The sequence below is a fragment of the Exiguobacterium sp. SH0S7 genome (assembly GCF_004337195.1).
Classification (GTDB): Bacteria; Bacillota; Bacilli; order Exiguobacteriales; family Exiguobacteriaceae; genus Exiguobacterium; species Exiguobacterium aurantiacum_A.
Window position 1 is genome coordinate 292,642 of the sequence record NZ_SJVA01000001.1, and the last position, 19,913, is coordinate 312,554.

Annotated in this window: 18 protein-coding genes and 2 tRNA genes; 3 read left to right on the top strand and 17 right to left on the bottom strand. The window is 51.2% G+C overall.

The features are described 5' to 3' along the window. Positions 1 to 4 precede the first annotated feature (4 nt). The 12 genes from EVJ22_RS01595 to EVJ22_RS01650 all read right to left on the bottom strand — a co-directional run bounded on the left by EVJ22_RS01595 (position 5) and on the right by EVJ22_RS01650 (position 11,877). A complete protein-coding gene (locus EVJ22_RS01595; protein ID WP_131442964.1) occupies positions 5 to 769 on the bottom strand; it encodes a DUF4912 domain-containing protein in 765 nt (254 codons plus the stop codon). Positions 770 to 888: 119 nt separating this feature from the next. Next, positions 889 to 1,551 carry a phosphate signaling complex protein PhoU gene (gene phoU, locus EVJ22_RS01600; RefSeq protein WP_071397746.1) on the bottom strand — a complete coding sequence of 221 codons (663 nt, stop codon included), beginning with the start codon at positions 1,549 to 1,551 and terminating at the stop codon, positions 889 to 891. Between the two features lie 15 nt (positions 1,552 to 1,566). Continuing rightward, a complete protein-coding gene (gene pstB / locus EVJ22_RS01605) occupies positions 1,567 to 2,328 on the bottom strand; it encodes a phosphate ABC transporter ATP-binding protein PstB (RefSeq protein ID WP_233589588.1) in 762 nt (253 codons plus the stop codon). Between the two features lie 103 nt (positions 2,329 to 2,431). Then, complete coding sequence (gene pstA, locus EVJ22_RS01610) at positions 2,432 to 3,343, bottom strand: phosphate ABC transporter permease PstA (protein ID WP_071397747.1); 912 nt, start codon at positions 3,341 to 3,343, stop codon at positions 2,432 to 2,434. A gap of 1 nt (position 3,344) precedes the next feature. Beyond that, the gene (gene pstC, locus EVJ22_RS01615; protein WP_071397748.1) at positions 3,345 to 4,289 is read right to left on the bottom strand and encodes a phosphate ABC transporter permease subunit PstC; all 945 of its coding nucleotides are present in this window, start codon (positions 4,287 to 4,289) and stop codon (positions 3,345 to 3,347) included. Positions 4,290 to 4,373: 84 nt separating this feature from the next. Beyond that, a complete protein-coding gene (locus tag EVJ22_RS01620) occupies positions 4,374 to 5,312 on the bottom strand; it encodes a PstS family phosphate ABC transporter substrate-binding protein (protein ID WP_131442966.1) in 939 nt (312 codons plus the stop codon). 152 nt (positions 5,313 to 5,464) lie between these two features. Then, entirely contained in the window at positions 5,465 to 7,522 is a 2,058-nt protein-coding gene (locus EVJ22_RS01625; protein ID WP_199749299.1) for a peptidoglycan D,D-transpeptidase FtsI family protein, read from the bottom strand. Positions 7,523 to 7,675: 153 nt separating this feature from the next. After that, positions 7,676 to 8,284 carry a superoxide dismutase gene (locus tag EVJ22_RS01630; RefSeq protein WP_071397750.1) on the bottom strand — a complete coding sequence of 203 codons (609 nt, stop codon included), beginning with the start codon at positions 8,282 to 8,284 and terminating at the stop codon, positions 7,676 to 7,678. An 84-nt stretch (positions 8,285 to 8,368) separates the two neighbouring features. Then, complete coding sequence (locus tag EVJ22_RS01635; RefSeq protein WP_071397751.1) at positions 8,369 to 9,838, bottom strand: alpha-amylase; 1,470 nt, start codon at positions 9,836 to 9,838, stop codon at positions 8,369 to 8,371. Positions 9,839 to 9,960: 122 nt separating this feature from the next. Beyond that, positions 9,961 to 10,034 (bottom strand) — tRNA-Ile (locus EVJ22_RS01640). 4 nt (positions 10,035 to 10,038) lie between these two features. Further along, positions 10,039 to 10,115: transfer RNA gene (locus tag EVJ22_RS01645), tRNA-Met, on the bottom strand. 115 nt (positions 10,116 to 10,230) lie between these two features. Further along, on the bottom strand, positions 10,231 to 11,877 hold the full coding sequence (locus EVJ22_RS01650; RefSeq protein WP_071397752.1) for a Na/Pi cotransporter family protein: 1,647 nt from the start codon (positions 11,875 to 11,877) through the stop codon (positions 10,231 to 10,233). A 182-nt stretch (positions 11,878 to 12,059) separates the two neighbouring features. On the opposite strand from EVJ22_RS01650, the gene EVJ22_RS01655 reads away from it, so the two are divergent. Further along, positions 12,060 to 12,518 carry a hypothetical protein gene (locus EVJ22_RS01655; RefSeq protein ID WP_233589559.1) on the top strand — a complete coding sequence of 153 codons (459 nt, stop codon included), beginning with the start codon at positions 12,060 to 12,062 and terminating at the stop codon, positions 12,516 to 12,518. A gap of 21 nt (positions 12,519 to 12,539) precedes the next feature. On the opposite strand, the gene EVJ22_RS01660 is transcribed toward EVJ22_RS01655, so the two are convergent. Next, positions 12,540 to 14,225 carry a methyl-accepting chemotaxis protein gene (locus tag EVJ22_RS01660; RefSeq protein WP_071397753.1) on the bottom strand — a complete coding sequence of 562 codons (1,686 nt, stop codon included), beginning with the start codon at positions 14,223 to 14,225 and terminating at the stop codon, positions 12,540 to 12,542. Between the two features lie 218 nt (positions 14,226 to 14,443). On the opposite strand from EVJ22_RS01660, the gene ispG reads away from it, so the two are divergent. Continuing rightward, positions 14,444 to 15,565: a flavodoxin-dependent (E)-4-hydroxy-3-methylbut-2-enyl-diphosphate synthase gene (ispG, locus tag EVJ22_RS01665; RefSeq protein ID WP_016508052.1), complete on the top strand. Its 1,122-nt coding sequence runs from the start codon at positions 14,444 to 14,446 to the stop codon at positions 15,563 to 15,565. A gap of 70 nt (positions 15,566 to 15,635) precedes the next feature. Next, positions 15,636 to 16,220 carry a hypothetical protein gene (locus EVJ22_RS01670; protein ID WP_233589560.1) on the top strand — a complete coding sequence of 195 codons (585 nt, stop codon included), beginning with the start codon at positions 15,636 to 15,638 and terminating at the stop codon, positions 16,218 to 16,220. Between the two features lie 34 nt (positions 16,221 to 16,254). Here EVJ22_RS01670 and EVJ22_RS01675 read toward each other — a convergent pair whose 3' ends face one another. From EVJ22_RS01675 to EVJ22_RS01690, 4 genes are read right to left on the bottom strand one after another with little or no spacing between them, the layout of a single operon-like run. Beyond that, a complete protein-coding gene (locus EVJ22_RS01675) occupies positions 16,255 to 17,652 on the bottom strand; it encodes an NAD(P)H-hydrate dehydratase (RefSeq protein WP_131442968.1) in 1,398 nt (465 codons plus the stop codon). Between the two features lie 56 nt (positions 17,653 to 17,708). After that, on the bottom strand, positions 17,709 to 18,119 hold the full coding sequence (locus tag EVJ22_RS01680; protein ID WP_071397757.1) for a Fur family transcriptional regulator: 411 nt from the start codon (positions 18,117 to 18,119) through the stop codon (positions 17,709 to 17,711). Beyond that, on the bottom strand, positions 18,106 to 18,969 hold the full coding sequence (locus EVJ22_RS01685) for a metal ABC transporter permease (protein ID WP_131442970.1): 864 nt from the start codon (positions 18,967 to 18,969) through the stop codon (positions 18,106 to 18,108). Before EVJ22_RS01685 ends, EVJ22_RS01680 begins: the two co-directional genes overlap by 14 nt. Continuing rightward, on the bottom strand, positions 18,966 to 19,724 hold the full coding sequence (locus EVJ22_RS01690; protein ID WP_071397759.1) for a metal ABC transporter ATP-binding protein: 759 nt from the start codon (positions 19,722 to 19,724) through the stop codon (positions 18,966 to 18,968). Before EVJ22_RS01690 ends, EVJ22_RS01685 begins: the two co-directional genes overlap by 4 nt. Between the last annotated feature and the right edge of the window lie 189 nt (positions 19,725 to 19,913).

The window sequence follows — 19,913 nt, forward strand, 5'->3', positions numbered from 1 at the left end:
CTCCTCAGCGTACGCAGCGGTATGCAGAATATTTTGGTAACGTATCGAGTAGTTCTGGTGACTCGACTTCACCGAATTGCCAACGTCTGACCGGCTCGGCAAAACGTCCGACTCCTGCCGGTTCGTTCCGCGGCGTATCAATCGGCATCGAGGCGACGAGCGGAAGAAATTCGCCTTCCATCGTCCGAATCCCGAATTCGAAGACATACGTCGTGTTCGGGTCGAGCGGACGGACGAACCAGCTGTTCGTCATTTCCGGCAACTCGAACGTATAAGACCGGTTCGCATGACCAGATGTGTAATCGAGCAGGGTGATGTCTAAGATGCGGAACGCCTTCGGCAAATCTTCCCACGGCCGCATGAACTGCATCGTCAGCGTCTCTTTCACAGCGTCTGACACTTCCCAAAAAACATAGACCGCGTTCGGGGATTGGACGACCGCGTGCATGAGATCGGCATCGTAGCGGTCTGGAAGTTTCCAAAAACCGTCTGGACCTATTTCAAGGAGCGGTGACTGCTTCGGCTCTTCGTGATGGAGTGTCGAGGCGACCTGCCCCACTGTTGGAGCTTCTTTCTCGTTTCGTTTCATTCTATCCTTCCCTTCATTAGAAGATTTTTCAGGAGTGGTTGTCGTCTTGGTGACCTCACCGTTCTGGGAACGCCATTTACGCCATGCGTACTGGACTTTTCCGATTGGCATGTCTAATTGTTCTGCAATCTGTTTTAACGTAAGCCCTTGTTGTTTCAAGGATACGATTTTTTCTTCCATTTGTGTCTGGCTCCCTTCCAAAAAAAAAATCCATATGCTCTACGTATTCGTTCTTTTTCCGTGAATTCCTGCACAAAAAAAGTAAAGAACAACAGACCTGTTGTTCTTTACCACTTTTATCACTGATTTAAATCATAATGCTTCCCTTTTTCGAGAAAAATCAAATGTTCCCCGAAATTGGTCACATGGTCGCCCATCCGCTCGAGATAGCGGGCGATGTTTGCAAACTCATAAACATCGTTCGTTCCGACCGTCATCGTCGGTAGACTTCCGATATATTGCTTGATCACCTGTAAGTTGAGATCATCGATGACTTTGTCCATCTCATTCAACTCACGGACCCGGCTGGCTTCACCTTTACGATAGGCACGGGTGGCGAGTTCAAGCATATCGATCAACTGTTCGGCCATCTGCTTAAGCGGCTTAATGTCAAGCAAGTACGGGACGTGCTCGATTCGCGTCACGGCTTTGGCGATGTTCGTCGCGTAATCCGCGATCCTTTCAAGATCGGTCGCGGACTTCATCGTCACGATCAAGCGACGAAGATCGGTCGCGACCGGTTGTTGTTTGGCAATCAAGAGGATCGCCTGGTCGTTGATTTCAAGTTCGAGGTCGTCTAGTTCATTATCGTTGTCGATGACCGTCTGGGCGAGCGTGAGGTCTCGTTTCTCAAGTACCTCGATTGCCGTCGCCGTCTGGCGCATCGTCAAGTTCGCCAAGCGAACGACTTTCTCTTCTAGTTCGTGTAATTTAACATCAAAAAATGCGCGATTTTGTGCCATAGTAATCTCCCCCTCTTAACCGAACCGGCCAGAAATGTAATCTTCAGTCCGCTTGTCCGTTGGATTCGAGAAGATTTTATCGGTTGCGTCGAACTCGACGACTTCCCCGTTCAAGAAGAACGCCGTCTTGTCAGACACACGTGCTGCCTGTTGCATGTTGTGCGTGACGATGATGATCGAATATTGTTCTTTCAACTCTTGAACGAGCTCTTCGACTTTAAGTGTCGAGATCGGGTCAAGCGCTGACGTCGGCTCGTCCATAAGAATGACGTCTGGTTCAATCGCAAGTGTCCGGGCGATGCAAAGGCGCTGTTGCTGACCACCTGAGAGACCGTAGGCGTTCTCGTTCAAGCGATCTTTCACTTCCTCCCAGATCGCGGCGCCGCGCAGTGAGCGTTCGACAATCTCGTCGAGCACTTTTTTGTTTTTGATCCCGTGCGTACGCGGTCCGTACGCGACGTTGTCGTACACGGATTTCGGGAACGGGTTTGGCTGCTGGAACACCATCCCGACCGACGTGCGGAGGTCTTCGACTCTATAGTCACGATCAAAGATGTTACGGCCGTGGTAAAGAATCTCCCCGTTCGTGCGCACCGTCGGGACGAGTTCGACCATCCGGTTCAACGTCTTGATGAACGTCGACTTCCCACAACCAGACGGACCGATGATGGCCGTCACTTCGTTTTTCTTAATGTCGAGATTGACGTCGATCAACGCTTGATCGTCGCCGTACCACAAGTTCAAGTTGTTCACGACATAGGCGCTGTCTTTTTGCATCACGGTCTCGTTCGGTTGGGTCGTCGTTGTATTCACGTTGTGATCTCCTTTAAGCTCTGTTTGTTTCATCATCTCGAGAGTCCTCCTCGTTTACTGCTGCGACTTAATGTCGATTTGTATATTTGTTGCGGATATAGATTGCGGCCGAGTTCATCGTGATGAGCAGTGTCATCAAGACGATGATGCCGGCAGCGGCAATGTTTTGGAATTCAGCTTGTGGACGGCTCGTCCAGCTGTAAATTTGAATCGGGAGTGCTGTGAAGTCTGAAAACACATTGCTCGGTGTCGTCGAGATGAACGTCGCCGCCCCGATCATGATGAGCGGTGCCGTCTCGCCGATGGCCCGGGATACAGCCAAGATGATCCCGGTGATGATCCCTGGAATGGCTGACGGTAACACGACGTTGAACGTCGTCTGCCATTTCGAGGCACCCATTGCGAGCGACGCGTGACGCAACTCCATCTTAACGGACCGTAACGCTTCTTGTGACGCGACGATGACGATCGGCAAACTCATCAGACCGAGCGTCAGCGCACCCGTCATGACCGAGCTGCCAAATCCGGCCGTCCGGACGAAGAACGTCAATCCGAGCAAACCGAACACGATCGACGGGACACCCGCCAAGTTCGAGATGTTCACTTCGATAAACGACGTGAGCCGGTTTTTCGGTGCGTACTCTTCCAAATAAATCGCGGCACCGACACCGATGATAAACACCATCGGCACGATTAGCATCATGAGCCAAAGCGTCCCGATCAAAGCCGGATAAAGACCGGCCTGTTCGGCGCGGCGTGACGGGAAGTTGCGGAGGAAGTCGAGATTGACCCATCCGCCACCTTTTGAGATCACGTCATAAATAAGTGTCGATAAGACGAGCAAGGCGAAAACGAGCCCCGCTAAAAAGATGTATTTAAATACTTCGTTCAATCGTAGACGACTTTTAATCCGTCGCGATACGGTCTCATGGTCAATATAGTTCTTCGTATTCTTGAACTCACTGTTCGGCAAAGCCATATTAGTACTCCTCTCTGAAGCGGCGCGTCACCCAGTTCGCGAACAAGTTCATCACGAGCGTAAAGATGAATAGAAGCGCACCGACCGCATAGATACTATAGTATTCGATTGTCCCGTAACCGGCGTCACCTTTGGCGATTTGGACGATATACGCCGTCATCGTTTGGATCGCGTTGAGCGGGTTGAACTCGAAGTTCGGTTGCGACCCACCCGCGATCGTGACGATCATCGTCTCACCGATCGCTCGACTCATCCCGAGGACGATCGAAGCGATGATCCCTGAGAGCGCGGCCGGCATGACGACTTTGAGGGCGACCTCTAGACGTGTCGCTCCAAGGCCGAGTGCCCCGTCCCGAATCTTTTTCGGAACGGCACTCATCGCGTCTTCCGAAATCGACGCGATCATCGGGATGATCATGATGCCGACGACAATCCCCGGACTGAGGGCGTTATAGATCTTCAACCCTGGAATGAGCGACTGCAAGATCGGTGTGACGAATGACAAGGCGAAGAACCCGAAGACGATCGTCGGAACACCGGCGAGGACTTCAAGGATCGGCTTGAGAATCGTCCGGGCCCGTTCAGACGCGTACTCGCTCAAATAAATGGCCGACGCGAGTCCGAGCGGCACCGCCACGATCATCGCGATGAGCGTGATTTGGAGTGTGCCCATGACGAGCGCCCAAACACCGAAACTCGGGTCCGCACTGAGCGGGTACCATTCGGTCGAGCCGAGGAAGTCGCGTACCGGGACTTTTTCAAAGAACTTGAACAGTTCGAAGCCGAGCGTCAAAGCAATCCCGATCGTCGTGACGACCGAGACAAATGCGCTCAAGAATAATAAGAACGGCATGATTTTGTCAAACACGTTCGTCGTACTATATTTTTTTTGCTTATTCGCGTTAATCATCTCTCGAATCGAGAACTCATTTTTTGATTCGTTCATCTCGTTTATCGCTCCCTACCTCTTCATACTAGAAAGCATGGCGAGAAGGCGAGAGAATCTCTCACCTTCTGCCATTTGCTCTATTTATTCACCAGCGAGTTCATCAATCAGTTTAGCGTTCTCATCGTAACTTGCCTGCTCCATCGCGACATAGCCGACTTCTTCAGCAAGTGCTCCGGCATTTTCGTTCATAAAGCGTGCGAAGTTTACAACTTGTGGCTTTTCTTGCATCGATGCGTTGTTCACGTACGTGTAGATTGGACGTGAGAGTGGGTATTCGAACGACGTCACGTTCTCAGCTGTCGGCTCGATGCCGTCTACTTTCAACGATTTCAACGTGCCTTCGTTTTCAATGTAGTACGCGTATCCGAAGAAACCGATCGCATTTTTTGTTCCGGCAACTCCTGTTACGAGGACGTTGTCGTCTTCTGACAACTGTGCATCTTGGCGAACGTCTGTATCATCTAGAACTGCTTCGTTGAAGTAATCGAACGTACCTGAGTCTTTACCAGGTGAGAAGAATGAGATCTCTTCATCTGGCCAGTCCGAGCGGACGTCTTTCCATGTCTTCACGTTTGTGTCTGTCCACATCTTGTTAAGCTCATCCATTGTGATATCATCGGCCCAATCGTTCTCAGGGTTGACGACAATTGCCAATCCGTCAAGCGCGACCGCGATTTCTGTGTACTCGACACCGTTCGCTTCAGCTTCAGCCGCTTCTTCTTCTTTGATTTCACGTGATGCGTTCGAGAAGTCTGTCTCACCGGTCACGAAACGTTTGAAGCCGCCGCCCGTTCCAGATACACCGACCGTTACTTCAACGTCTGGCTGTTCAGCTGAATACTCTTCAGCGACCGCTTCCATGATCGGGAATACGGTAGACGAACCGTCCATGACGACTTTACCTGAAAGTGCGTCCCCTTCGGCTCCGCCGTTTCCTTCTTCATTGTTTCCACACGCGGCACCGACGATGGCCACCGAAGTGATTGAAGCGAGTAAAGCTGATTTTTTCATCCAAGACATTTCTGACGTCCTCCTTGAGTTTGCTTTGATTTGTGTTGCGGGTCTGTTGTTTCGTCCTACAATTAACATCCTAATAAACTACTATTAACGATAAATAAACGGAACGTAAAAGAATTGTAAAGATAAAAAAAGAAGCCACCGAAGTGACTTCTTTACTGGAGCTGTGCTTGGACGTCTTCTAAATCAAAATATACTTTCATGATGTCATGGGCGACGCGCGTGTTGACGCCTTCCGCCTCAAGACCTGGCATGATGATCGCCCACGCGATCTCTGGGTCGTCGTATGGAGCCCAGCCGACGTGGTTCGAGTTGAGCGTCTTGATCGGCTCACCGTTCGCGTTTCGTTTCGCTTGGCCGTCCGGCCCTTCCGCGATCGCTTGCGCGGTCCCGGTCTTACCGGCCGCCGTCATCCCCGTCTGTTGGAGAATCCGTGACGTCCCGGTCTCGACCCCTTGACGGAAGCCTTGACGCGAACGCTGGATGAACTCGTCGCGGATGTCGACTTTGTTCAGCGCTTTCGGCTGGAACGTGCTGACGACTTGTTTGTTCATCTCATCGAGCGAGCCCGGTTCAATGATCTCTTTTAACAGATGCGGCTGCACGCGATATCCGCCGTTGGCAAGCGTCGACGTATATTGCGCGAGTTGGATCGGCGTATACGAGATGAACTGACCGATCGACATATCCATCAACAGTGTGACGCGGTCGGGCACGCTCCGGAAACCGATCGACTCGTAAGGAAGATCGATGCCCGTCTCGATCCCGAGTCCGAACTGTTTATAGTAGTGCTCCATCGTATTGAACGCCTCGGTGACGTTGTCACCGACGATTTGGCCGGTCGAGTAATAATCGGCGAGCCTGAGCGCGATCTGGAACATGTAGATGTTCGACGACATGGCAAGCGCATCGAGGTCGTTGATGTTCCCCATGTTCCGGTAAGACGATTTGAGCGAAGACCCGATGCGGATCGGCGCGTCGTAAATGTATTCGCCCGGCTTGATGACTTCTTCTTCAAGTCCGAACGCGACGGTCGCCCCTTTGATCGTCGAGCCGATTTGGCTCGCCCGGAGAACGGTTCCTGTCGAGACGTCTTTAAACTCGTTCGTCTCAAGATCTAACTCTTGCCCAGACAAAGCGAGCAGCTCGCCCGTCTTCGGATTCATGACGACGACGAAAGCCCGGTCGAAGTGCGGACTCCCCGAACGCCCGGCACGGATCGCCTTCTTCAAGATCTCATCGACTTCTTTTTGGAATTCGATGTCCGTCGACAAGATGATATCTTTTCCGGGATTACCGCTCACGCGCGTAGGCTCACCGACCGGTTGGCCTTTATACGTCGTGAACACGTCATAAGCCGGGGTCCCGCGTAAAATATCTTCATATTGCTGCTCGAGATAAGACGTCCCGACCCGATCGTTCAACCCGTAGCCTTTCGCCTGATACGAGGCCCGTTGCTCGGCCGGGATTTGACGATAGCTTCCGAGGAAGCTTTGGAACGTTTCACCGAACGGATAGGCCCGCTGGTAATACGGTTCGACGCTGACGCCTGGCAACAGCTCCAAGTTTTCTTCGATCAAAGCCATCTCTTTCGGCGACGCGCCGATCTTGATGACTTGCGGGTCTAACGCGTACCCGCTCTCCATATTATGTTTGATAGCGATGATCTCTTCGGTCGCATCATCGAACGTGATCTCTGCTTGCGTGATTGAATCAAGCAGCAACTGATCGACTGCTTGGTTCGACAAGGCGGCCCGCTCTTCTTCCGGCAGCTCGGCGAGAAGCGATTGGACTCGTTCTTGCGAGCGCTCAGGATCGATGGCGATCCAATAGTCCTTGCGGTCCCGTTCGGTCACTTTGCGATCTTTCTCCGGAATGTCGACGATCTTAGCAAGTTTGACCGCAACATCGAGACGCTCCTCCGTTTTCGTCACTTGGGAGCGACGGTACATGACCGAATAGTTCGAGATCGTGTCGGCCAACACTTGACCGTTCCGATCGTAGATTTTGCCGCGAGGCACCTCGTACTTGATCTTGCTCGACTCGGTCTTTTGAACCTCTCGGGCGATCAACTCTCCGTTGACGATTTGGACGACGCCTAACCGAAAGATCAACGTCGCAAACAAAATGAAGACGATAAAAAACAATAAATTTAATCGTAACGGAAGGTGGTTACGCCGTTTTTTCGGCACTTTCACACGGTGTCTAGCCAATTCAGTTATCTCCTTCCACTTTCAGTTGCTTCTATATTACACTTTTCTGTATTTCTATTTTCAGACCCGATTTTTACTATATCATAATTTGTTTACAAATTAATGAAATGTAGAAAAAATCCCGAGATTCAACCGAATCTCGGGATCGTGTCATTATTTGGCGTCAGCGTAAAGCTTCGCGACGTAATCCCAGTCGATGACGTGGAAGAACGCTTGGATGTAGTCCGGGCGACGGTTTTGATAGTTCAAGTAGTACGCATGCTCCCAAACATCGAGTCCAAGGATCGGCGTGATGCCTTCCATGATCGGTGAATCTTGGTTCGGTGTCGACGTGACTTCGAGCTTGCCGCCTTTGACGACGAGCCAAGCCCAACCTGAACCGAAACGAGTTGTAGCGGCTTTCGTGAACTCATCTTTGAACGCGTCGAAGCTGCCGAACGCTTCATCGATCGCCGTTGCGAGTTCGCCCGTTGGCGTCCCGTTCTCGTTTTTCTTCAACAACTTCCAGAAGAACGAGTGGTTCCAATGCCCGCCGCCGTTGTTACGAACAGCTGTCTGAATGTCAGCAGGAAGCGAATCGAGTTTTTGGAGCAAGTCTTCAAGTGAAGAGTACTCTACGTCTTTTCCTTCGAGTGCATTGTTCACGTTCGTGACGTAAGCGTTGTGGTGTTTCGAATGGTGGATTTCCATCGTGCGAGCGTCAATGTGTGGTTCGAGTGCATCGTATGCGTAATCAAGTTGTGGTAATTCAAATTTAGCCATAACTAAAATCCCCCTTTAAATTGGTTTGAACAACGTTCGTTTTAAATGTAACAGATTTGTGACGGCTTACTCAATTGTAAAGGCTTATTCTACATCTTCGTCCGGCAACGCCCAGACCGAGATTGATCCTGCCGCTACTTTAAATACCCCTTTTCCATCTTCGTCAATCTCGATGATTTCATCGATCGTCTGCGTCAAGTCGACCCATTTCTCACCGGCACGATGCTCCCCGACGTACATCTGTTTCTCCGCCTCTTCGTTATTCGAGATGATGACGGCACAACCTGAACGCTCGATGTCCTCACTGCCGTGTCGGACCCAACCGATCACGTGCTCGTTATCGAAGTAGTCGTCTTGTTGCCCATACGCTTTTTCACGACGGGCGTACAGAAGCGGATCGATGGCCAGCTTCTTCCCTTCGACCGGGTGGGGCCCGTTAATGCCGTAGTAATCCCCGTAGAAAACACACGGATAACCGTCTTGGCGGAGTAAAATCAAACCGTAAGCACTCTGTTTGAACCAATCTTCGACCCATGACTCGAGCGCCTCGGCCGGCTGTGAGTCATGGTTGTCGACGAACGTGACCGAGTGAAGCGGATGGGACTGGACGAGTGTGTCGTCAAAGATGGTCCGCAAATCAAATGATGCGCCTTCGATCGAGGCACGCTGCAAATTGTAATGGAGCGGCACGTCGAACAGATCGACGTGGTAGTCGATGTTGTCTAAAAAGGCGCGGCAATCTTCGAGCTCCGACTTCCAAAACTCACCGACCAAGTAAAAGTTCTCGCCTTTTTCATCTTTCATCGCTTGGCTGAACTCTTTGACGAAATCATAGTTGATATGTTTGATCGCATCGAGACGGAAGCCATCACATTTCGTCTCTTCGATGAACCACTTGCCCCAACTTAACACTTCTTCCCGGACTTCCGGATGATGATAGTCGATGTTCGCGAACATCAAATAATCGTATACGCCGAACTCACTATCGACGTTGTCATTCCATTTTTTGTTATCGCCTAAAATGAAGAAGATACCGCTATGCTCGCTCGCCGCGTCATAGTCCGTGCCGTTGAAATGATGGAAGTTCCATTTGAACGACGAGTACTTACCGTTTCGTTCTTTATAATCAAACTTCGTCCAACCTTCGATCTCAAACGGTTCTTCCGACAATACTTTCGTCCGGTCTTCCGGGTCGACTTCTAACACGTCGAACTTCTCGGTCGCGTCGGCTCCGGCTTTATGGTTCAACACGACGTCCATATATACTTGCATCCCGAGCTCTTGGGCGTGTTTCGTCGCCTCAAGCAACTCTTGCTTCGTCCCGTATTTTGTGGCGATTGTTCCTTTTTGATCAAACTCGCCTAAATCATACAAGTCATAGACACCATATCCCGTATCCTCATCACTTTGACCTTTTGTGACCGGTGGCAACCAAAGTGCGGTGATTCCTGCTTTTTTTAATTTAGAAGCCCGTTCTTTCAATCGCTTCCAATGCTTTTGGTCAGCCGGGACGTGCCATTCAAAAAATTGCATCATCGTATGATTTCGTTCCATCTCGCTTCGCCTCGTTTCATATTTTTCAAAAACAAAATGCTAACGGATATTTACCCGCGTCTTCACTTTTAGAAACAAAAATGTAAACAAAAAAGCAGCTTTCATTAGAAAGCTGCCCTCGATGGACCCTGTAGGACTTGAACCTACGACCGGACGGTTATGAGCCGTCTGCTCTAACCAGCTGAGCTAAGGGTCCTTATTGGTAGCGGCGGAGGGAGTCGAACCCACGACCTCACGGGTATGAACCGTACGCTCTAGCCAGCTGAGCTACACCGCCACGTTGTTATACAGTAATAATATACTGAAGGAAGCCTCTACTGTCAATGAAAAGTCACACGTACGCAAAAAAGTCTTTCTACCTATAACTTAAGTAGAAAGACTTTTTTGAAACGTTAGACCGATATTTCGTTCGTTGCATCTTCAAGTGTGATTTCTGTGATGTTCATCGCATGGTCACCGATCCGCTCAAGGTTCGAGAGCATATCGACGAAGAACATACCAGCTTGGCCGTTACATTCACCTGTGTTCAAACGAACGACATGATTTTTGCGGAACTGGCGCTCGAGCATGTCGAGTTTCGCTTCCATTTCGATAACTTGACGTGCTTCGACCATATCACCGCTCGCGAGTGTTTGAAGTGACTTCTCGAGTGTGGACCGTGTCAAATCATACATTTCCGTCAACTCTTTTTGAGCATCCGGCGAGAGCGTGATGCGCGTCGCCGTCTTATAGTCGATCAACTCGATGATGTTCTCGACGTGGTCACCGATTCGCTCGATGTCGTTGATCGCATGCATGAGCGTCTTATGCTGTTGAGATTCGTGCTCTGTCAAATCAACAGCCGCCAATTTGACGAGATAATCCGTGATTTTAGAGTTCAATGAGTTAAGAGCTTCTTCGATATGTGCCGACTTCTCAGCGTGTTTCTTGTCTCCTGACGCCAAATAGCTGCGTGCTTCGTCAAGACCGAGCTTCGCGAAATCACCCATGCGGATGACTTCATATTTGGCCTGCTCGACCGCGATTGAAGGCGACTGTTGAATGAAGATCGGGTCCAAGTGTTGCGCTTTCGTATCAACGATTGAATCTTCGCCTGGTACGAGCTTCGTCACGACCCAAGCAATCGTCCCGATGAACCAGAACTGGACGAACGTATTGACGACGTTGAACGTTCCATGGGCGAAAGCGATTTGCATTTTGTCCTCAATCGCCAATACATTTGTGATCCATAAAATATATTGTGTGAACGGCAATAATAAAATCATAAAGATTGCTGTCCCAATTAAGTTAAAGATGACGTGGGCTGCCGCCGCACGACGGGCCGCGACCGAGGCACCGATCGAAGCGAGAATCGCCGTGATCGTCGTCCCGATGTTATCCCCGAACAAGACAGGCAGTGCCGCATCGAGTTGGATCGAGCCCCCAGCGTATAGTTCTTGCAAGATCCCGATCGTCGCAGAAGACGATTGCACGATGACCGTGAACACCGTACCGACGATGACGCCGAGGAACGGGTTGTCACTCATCGATTGCGTCAAATCAATGAAATATTCACTCGAACGAAGCGGGCGCATCCCGTCTCCCATGAGTTCAAGACCGTAGAACAGCATCCCGAATCCGAAGAAGATTTGTCCGAGGTGTTGGAATTTCTCTCGTTTAAAGAAGAACAACAGAATCGCACCGACTGCGATAATCGGAAGTGCATAAGCACCAATGTCAATCCCGATGATGAACGCCGTTACCGTCGTCCCGATGTTCGCACCCATGATGACCCCGATCGCTTGACGGAGCGTCATGAAACCGGCGCTAACAAGGCCGACCGTAATGACGGTTGTTCCACTTGATGTTTGAAGTAAGACCGTGACAATGATCCCGGCTAGTACTCCGAGGAACGGATTCGATGTATACTTATCAAGGATGTCGCGGAGTCGATCTCCTGCAGACTTTTGAAGGCCGTCTCCCATCGATTTGATACCGAACAGGAAGATTCCTAATCCTCCAAAAAACATGAATAACATTTCTTGCAAATTGTATTCCACGATTTTTGTACCCCTTTTGATTGTGAATTGGTTGTGTTTAATTGGTTCTTATTGCCTTACTCATTATGCCTTCTTCCCTGAGTCGATGTAAATACGTTTAATGTTAAGGTTTTATTAACTGACTGTCTTATCTTTGTGTGATTTTAGTTTTTTGTACTATAACAGAATGGGGTTTTGTATGTATGCTTAAAACGACATCAATGTTTATCCGCCATAGCCTGCTACCTACGAAGCAAACGCTACGGCTCCGTCTGGCTCCGCTGCACGCTTATATGTTGGCGAGCCTCGTCTTTACAATCGTCGCGACTGTCTTAGATTACCTCGTCTTGCGACCCGATTTTTTCGCACCGATGTGGTTGTTTTTACACGGGTTCGCCATCTTCTTCTTCTATATGATGTGGGTCGCCGTCGCCGCCTTGTTCGTCCAACTCGTGACGAGACTTCGAATGAAGAAACCGTGGCCGTATCGGCAAGCTTGGCCTTACGCGGTCGCGATGACACTCGTCCCGACGCTCGTGCTCGTCGCCTTGTATCACGCCGTGCCCGCACTTCTATGGCTCGGCTTTGTCATCACGATCGTCTTCTTGACCGTCCCGCTACTCCAAATTCCGCTTAAACAAAAAAACTCGGGACGGCGCTAACACGCGCTGTCCCGAGTTTTATCACGTCTTCGGTGCAAGTTCAGTAAGTACTTCCTGCAGGCGTCGACTTTGATGACCGAGGTCTGTCCCGGCTGCTTGTAACGTTGCTTGAACGTCCGTCCATACTTCGACCCCTTCGTACAATTCGTTCAACTTCCGCTCGAGCGCCAAGCCGATTTCTTTCAGTTGTTCGTTCGCTTCCGCCATGTGGAGCAACTGGCTTCCCGTTGCGGCCGTCTGATCCGTGATCGATTGGAACTCAAGCATCTGGTCGCGCACTTCGTGATTGATTTTCGCAATCCCTGCTTCAACTCGGTCCAACGTCTCACCTAGATGAAGGATATCGTCGCCGAAGCGAATCATATCGCTAAAAATTTCTTCCCGCTCGGATTTGATTTGTCCGATCGCCGCAACGGCAAGTATCGAAGATTCATTCGTCACTTTCGCTAGTTGACCGACTTCATGAGCGACGACAGCAAACCCTTTTCCGTGTTCCCCGGCACGAGCCGCTTCGATCGAGGCGTTCAGTGCCAACATCTTCGTGGCTGCCGCGACCGACAAAATCGTCTGTAGCGCTTCGTCGGCTCGTTCTGACGTTTCCGCGCTGTCGCGTAAACGTTCTTGAATACCGCCCGCCTTCTCTTTGAACTGCTCGCTCACGCCTCTGACCGAAGCAAACGAGGCAATTTCGCTCGAAATCGTTTGTTGCAGCGCTACCGCTCTCAAGTCGACAGCCGAAATATCTTGTTTGAGTGCCGTGACATGGGCCGCAATGTCCGTAAAGCGATGCGTCGATTCGCTCGTGAACGCCTGATACGATCGACTCGTCTGTTCGACCGTACTTGCGACTTCTTTAAAGGCGACAACTTGTTGTTCATTTGATGCAAGTTGCCGCATGAACGTCGGCAAGCTCGTCTCGAACGCCAAAGACGTCTCGTCCATCGTCAGCAACGATTTTTTCCACAGCCCGATGAACGTATTGTATTCACGCTCTAAACTACGAATCTCGAACGACTTGGCTCCTAAGTCTACTTCTTTGAAAGCACGTGTCTCTACCGCCTCACGCAGTCGCGTCGCAAACTGCGATAACGGTCTGACTTCGCGACGGATCATCCGAGAAAATAAATAAATAATAATTCCCATCGCTATGACAATCACAGCGAAAAGCGCCTGTCGAAGTTCCCACATCGACCCAAGTACCGATTGTCTCGTGACAGCCAATACGTAATGAGCTTGTAGTTCTGGGATTGGAACCGTTGCTAAGAAGAAGTCGCCTCGTTCGATGACTGCGAGTTCGTTCACTGTCACTTCATTAAATTTGTCTTCAAGCTGCTTGCTCGCTTTTTTTCCTGTCAATTGCTCGACTTGCTCGTCTCGTATCAAATACTGACCGGCCTCGAGTCCGTCCGCTGATAAAATTGACGCCTGTTGCATATACGTCGACTTCAACGAGCGTACCAACCCTTTTTCATTTGATAGGTATGCCCCATACGTCGTTTTGACCGTCTCGCGCATGACTGTCGCTTCTCGGAGTAAGCGCTTCTCGACTTCAGCTGTCAACAGGTGTTCCGCTTTCAGCGCGAACCAACCGAACGTCGTCAAAAACAGGATGACGACAAGCGGCATCAGCGTCCATTGGAGACGCCGTTCAATTTTGACTCCTTCGGGACGCCGCTGCTTCCACAGCTGTTGCAATCGCTTTAACACATCTAATCCTCACCTTTCCCAAGTTACTATTCGTCTGATATATCGGTCTTGAGACGGTGGAAAATTATGAAGGCTCTGTTAAGATAACGTTAGACTTTGTAAAGAGCACATCTCAGGAGCGCTTGCCGGGTGCTTTTTCACAAGCATTTCGTTATGATAAGAAAGAAACCAACCATCTAAATCGATTGGAACCTTTCCAAAAGAAGGAGATTACGTATATGTCAGAAATTTTACACCGTTCATTAACTCGTCCGATTCGTGTCGGCAACGTCATCATCGGAGGATCTGATGAAGTCGTCATTCAGTCGATGACGACGACGAAAACGCACGACGTCGAAGCAACTGTCGCCGAAATTTTACGTCTGGAAGAAGCAGGTTGCCAAATCGTCCGCGTCGCTTGTCCTGATGAGCGAGCGGCCGACGCGCTCGCTGAAATCAAGAGCCGCATCAACATCCCGCTCGTCGTCGATATTCATTTCGACTACAAATTGGCGTTGAAAGCTATCGAAAGCGGTGTCGACAAGATCCGGATCAACCCTGGTAACATCGGCCGCCGTGAGAAAGTCGAAGCGGTCGTTAACGCTGCTAAAGCGAAAGGGATTCCGATCCGCATCGGTGTCAACGCCGGATCGCTCGAGAAGCAGTTCCTCGAAAAATACGGATATCCGACAGCCCAAGGCATGGTCGAAAGTGCAATGCATCACGTTAAGATTTTAGAGGACCTCGGTTTTTACAACACGATCATCTCGCTCAAAGCGTCTGACGTGAACCTTGCCCTCGAGGCGTACACGCTCGCCGCGAAGACGTTTGACTACCCGCTCCACGTCGGGATCACTGAATCAGGACCGCTGTTCTCAGGATCGCTCAAATCAGCGGCCGGACTCGGCGCAATCCTCTCTCTCGGGATCGGCTCGACGGTTCGTGTGTCGCTGTCTGACGATCCTGTCGAAGAGATCAAAGTCGCCAAAGAAGTACTCAAGTCGTTCGGCCTAGCCGCTAACGCCGCGACGCTCATCTCTTGCCCGACATGCGGCCGTATCGAAATCGATTTGATCTCGATTGCGAAAGAAGTTGAAGAGTACATCCAAAACATTAACGTCAACATCAAAGTCGCCGTCCTCGGCTGCGCGGTCAACGGACCGGGTGAAGCACGTGAGGCGGACATCGGCATCGCCGGGGCCCGTAACGAAGGCCTGCTCTTCCGTCACGGGAAAATCATCCGTAAAGTACCGGAAGCAACGATGGTCGAAGAGTTGAAGAAAGAAATCGACGCCATCGTCGCCGAGAAACTTGCCGCGCGTGAGCTTGAAGAACAACAACTTGCCAACCAATCTAACTAATCTCTCGCCCGCTCGGTTGCAACCGAGCGGGCTTTTGATACAATGAGTGTTATGGCAAGGAGGAATCAAGATGCACATTGGGATAGATTTAGATGGAACCGTCACGGATCCGCAAAGTTGCTTTCACTATATGAACGACATGCTCGGCTACGCCATCGATTATCATCAGGCGACCGAATACGAGCTCCATACGTACACGAATATGACACAACATGATTTTTGGACGTTCATGATCGAGCAAGGTCATGAAGAAGCCATCTATCGGCGTTCACTCCCTCACTCTGAAGTGAATGAAGTGCTCTGGCACATTCGGAAAACGCACCAACTTCACTACGTGACGGCTCGCAGCGAGGCCGTCCGCTCCGTCACAGAGCATTGGATCAAACAGCATGAACTCCCGCTCGACTCATTGATTATGACAGGCAGTCACGACAAAGTCGGCGTCGTCAAAGATCTCGCGCTCGACTTGTTCATGGAGGATCGCTATGAGAATGCCATCTCGATCCATGAACAGACATTGATTCCGGTGCTCTTGTTCGACGCCCCATATAATCGTCGACCGTTACCGGACGGGGTGAAACGCATCACGTCTTGGAACGAGGCACTCCATCTCGTCGACCGCTTCGCCACTACAAAATCCATCATCACCCTATAAAAAAGAGGAATCCGCCGCTGGATTCCTCTTTTTTTCATACCCGTCCGATCGCCTCGATGACATCGCTCGCGAGAACGCTTGCCGGATGGATCCGTTCACTCGCCGACCTAGCGGCTAACGCATGCCATAGGACGGCTTGTTCGTTCGGGGGCTGCTTCGGCTCAATCCGCGCACTCCGGGCCCAAAGCGCGAGCAATATGCCGGTCAACACGTCACCGCTCCCGCCTTTTGAGAGGGCCGGGGCTGCGACCGTATTGACGGCACCAGTCCCATCTGGGGAAACGATCAACGTATACGTCCCTTTTAAAATGAGATGAACACCGTGTTTCCTCGCAAAGTTTGATGCGACCGTGAAGCGGTCTGCCTCGATCGCTTCGACCGTCTGTCCGGTCAAACGCGCAAGTTCACCTGGATGAGGGGTCAGCGTCAATTGGCCCGACGCCTGTAAGTGTTCCTGTGTCAGCGCACCGGCATCGACGATGATCGGCGTCGTCCGTTTCTTGATCGTTTGCCAAGCGTTCGTCAACCGTTCATCCTCGACCATGCCGGGACCGATTGCCGTCGCCGCGTACCGTGCATCCGGTATGGAATCGATCTCGTAATACATCGCCTCCGGTAACGTCGCAACCAGTGCCATCGCTTCGGCCGGCACCGCCACATCGAGTAGTCCGAGTCCGCTCCGAAGGGCGGCCTGCGCTGCTAGAAACGGTGCCCCGATCAAGTGGCGGCTCCCGCCGACGAGCTGACCGTGACCGTAAGTCGATTTATGGCCATATCGATCACGGGATAGCAGACCGCGGTCAAAATCAGTCTCCGTCAACACGCGCCAGTTCGACGTCTCAGGCAATCCGATGTCGATTCGTTCGACTTTCCCGTAAAACGGTGCGGTTTGATTCAAGAACGCACTTCGCTTGTAACCATGTAACGTCAACGTCTGATCGGCTTTGATCGCGTGATCGTCGAACCGGCTCGTCTCGTCGCTCGGCACACCGGACGGAACATCGACCGCGATCACCGTCGCCGCTTGGTCGCGTATCCATGTGATGACGTCTCTCGCCTTGCCTGTGACCGGTCCGTCAAGGCCGACTCCGAACAAGGCGTCGATGATATAGTCCGCCCGTCTCGGATCATCTACAACCGTGACCCTTTGCTTCGCGGACACGGCGTGCGTCAAGGCTTCTGGCGATTTCGGCTCGCCGAGTGGTGCCCAGACGCTGACGTCATACCCACGACGGTGCAGTTCACGGGCGATGACCCAACCGTCGCCCCCGTTATTCCCTCGTCCACAGACGACGAGGACGGACGCCTCTGCTCGAATCACCAAACGATTCGTCAAGGCCAGCGCCGCCCGCTCCATCAAGGCTTCGGGCGTCGTCCCGTGCGCAAAAGCCCGTTCATCCGCTCGCTTGATGTCGCTTGCCGTATAAATCATCGACTCACTCCCTCCCCATATGTACACAAAAAAAGAAGTTGAAGTAATCAACTTCTTTACTTACATTGTTTACAATACCCATAAATCTCAAATTTATGATCGATGACCTCAAAATCGGGGTCAAGCGTCTCTACGTAACGCATCGGGCAAAGTTCGAGCAGTTTCGTCTTGCCGCACCCGCGGCAGATCAAATGATGGTGGTGGTGCGATGAGCCACACGTGACCCGGAACGCTTTCTCACCGTTCAACTCGGTCGCTTCGAGCAACCCTTCCTCCGCAAACGACTTCAAGTTCCGGTAGACCGTATCAAAGCTCATCGTCGGATGTTTCGAACACATATAATCCAGGACATCTTTCGCACTGACGTAGCGTTCTTCGGCCGCCAAATAAGCGTACATCTCAATCCGTTTCGGCGTCACTTTCAACGATGACGATTGCAACCGTTCGATTTGTTCAGTCTGTTTCATGGAGTACCTCCTTCTTCCGTAACGAGCCGATCTTCTCAAACAACATGACGGCAGCCAAAATCAAGACGGCGAGCAAGACGATGACACCGCCCGGGGCGACGTCTAGTTCGTAGGCGAGGACAAGTCCCCCAATCGTCGCAAGCTCACCGAACACGATTGCCCAAACAATCGTCTGTTTGAAACTGTTCGTGAACCGGAGCGCGGCCGCGACCGGTAACGTGATCAAACTTGAGACGAGCAACGTGCCGACGATCCGCATACTGACGGCGATGACGAGCGCGACGACGAACATGAACAACATGTGTAACAACGTGCTCGGCAACCCGGACACTTTCGCTTGTTCTTCATCGAACGACAAGAACAAAAGCTGTTTATAAAACACGACGATGACGATGACCGTGATGAGCGCGACAGCAAGGATCAAACCGATATCAGACGGACTGACCGCTGAAATCGAACCGAACAACAGCGTCGACAAATCGACCGAGAAGCCTCGCGACAACGAAATGAAGATCGCGCTCAGCCCCATACCCGCCGACATCATGATCGGGATCGACAGCTCTTGGAAATGGACGTACTTATTGCGGAGCCAATCGAGACCGAGCGCCGCGAGCACCGAGACGAGCGTCCCGAGATAGAGCGGATTCAAGTCAGAGAAGAACAAGACATACTGTCCGAGAAACAAACTGAAGGAGATGCCGGCGAGCGTCACGTGTGACAAAGCGTCAGCAATCAGACTCATCCGTCTGACGACGACGAAAGAACCGATCAACGGGGCCGTAAACCCGATGACGACGGCCGCTATGAACGCATAACGCAAAAAACTATAGGTTAACAAGTCGGCAATCATGACATACCTTCATGAACGAGGACCTTGACGGGATACGGCTTGATGGCGGCAAGTTCTCCTAGTTTGCTATACTCTTTCAACCCACAGTTACAGGCCATACGCCCCCGGTCCAGATGGACGACTTTCGTGACGAGGTCGGTGACGACGTTTAAATCGTGCGTGACGAGGATGAACGTGCACGACGTCTGCTCGCGCAACAAGTGGAGCACTTCATAAAAGTCCCGCAGATGCTTTTGGTCGACCCCGACCGTCGGCTCATCCAAGATGAGCAAATCGGGTTGGTTGACGATGGCCCGGGCGATGAACACACGCTGCTGTTGCCCACCGGACAGGCTTCCGATTTTGCGATTCCGAAACTGCCACATGTTGACCGTCTCGAGCGCATTTTGAATGGCGGCCTTGTCTTCCATGTTCAATCTCTTGAACAGGCCTAACCGTCCGTACCGGCCCATGGCGACGACTTCTTCGACCGTCACCGGAAATCCAGAGTTAAATGACGCCGCTTTTTGGGAAACGTAACTGATACGTGACTTGTCCTTGAATTGGCCTTGCGGGCGACCGAACAGTTCGACCGTTCCCGTCTGCGGGCTCAATAACCCAAGGATCGTCCGAATCAACGTCGACTTGCCTGACCCGTTCTCACCGACGATGGCGACGAAATCACCTTGTTTGATGTCGATGGACACGTCCCGAAGTGCGGCCGTGCCATCGTAATAATACGAAACATGATCTAATTTTACGACAGATGTCGTCATGAGCTACCCTTCTCTCGTTTGATAAACCGTAATCATTTCTACTTGCTTGGCGTCTGTATTATACAGAATATTATTAAATGCTTCAAGTTTGAGAAGGTCGAGGCGCTCATCGTCACGTCTTCACACAAAATCAAGATGAGTTTGTCTAGTGTTCGTTGTACACTAGAGGTATCGCAGAGGGGGATTTAC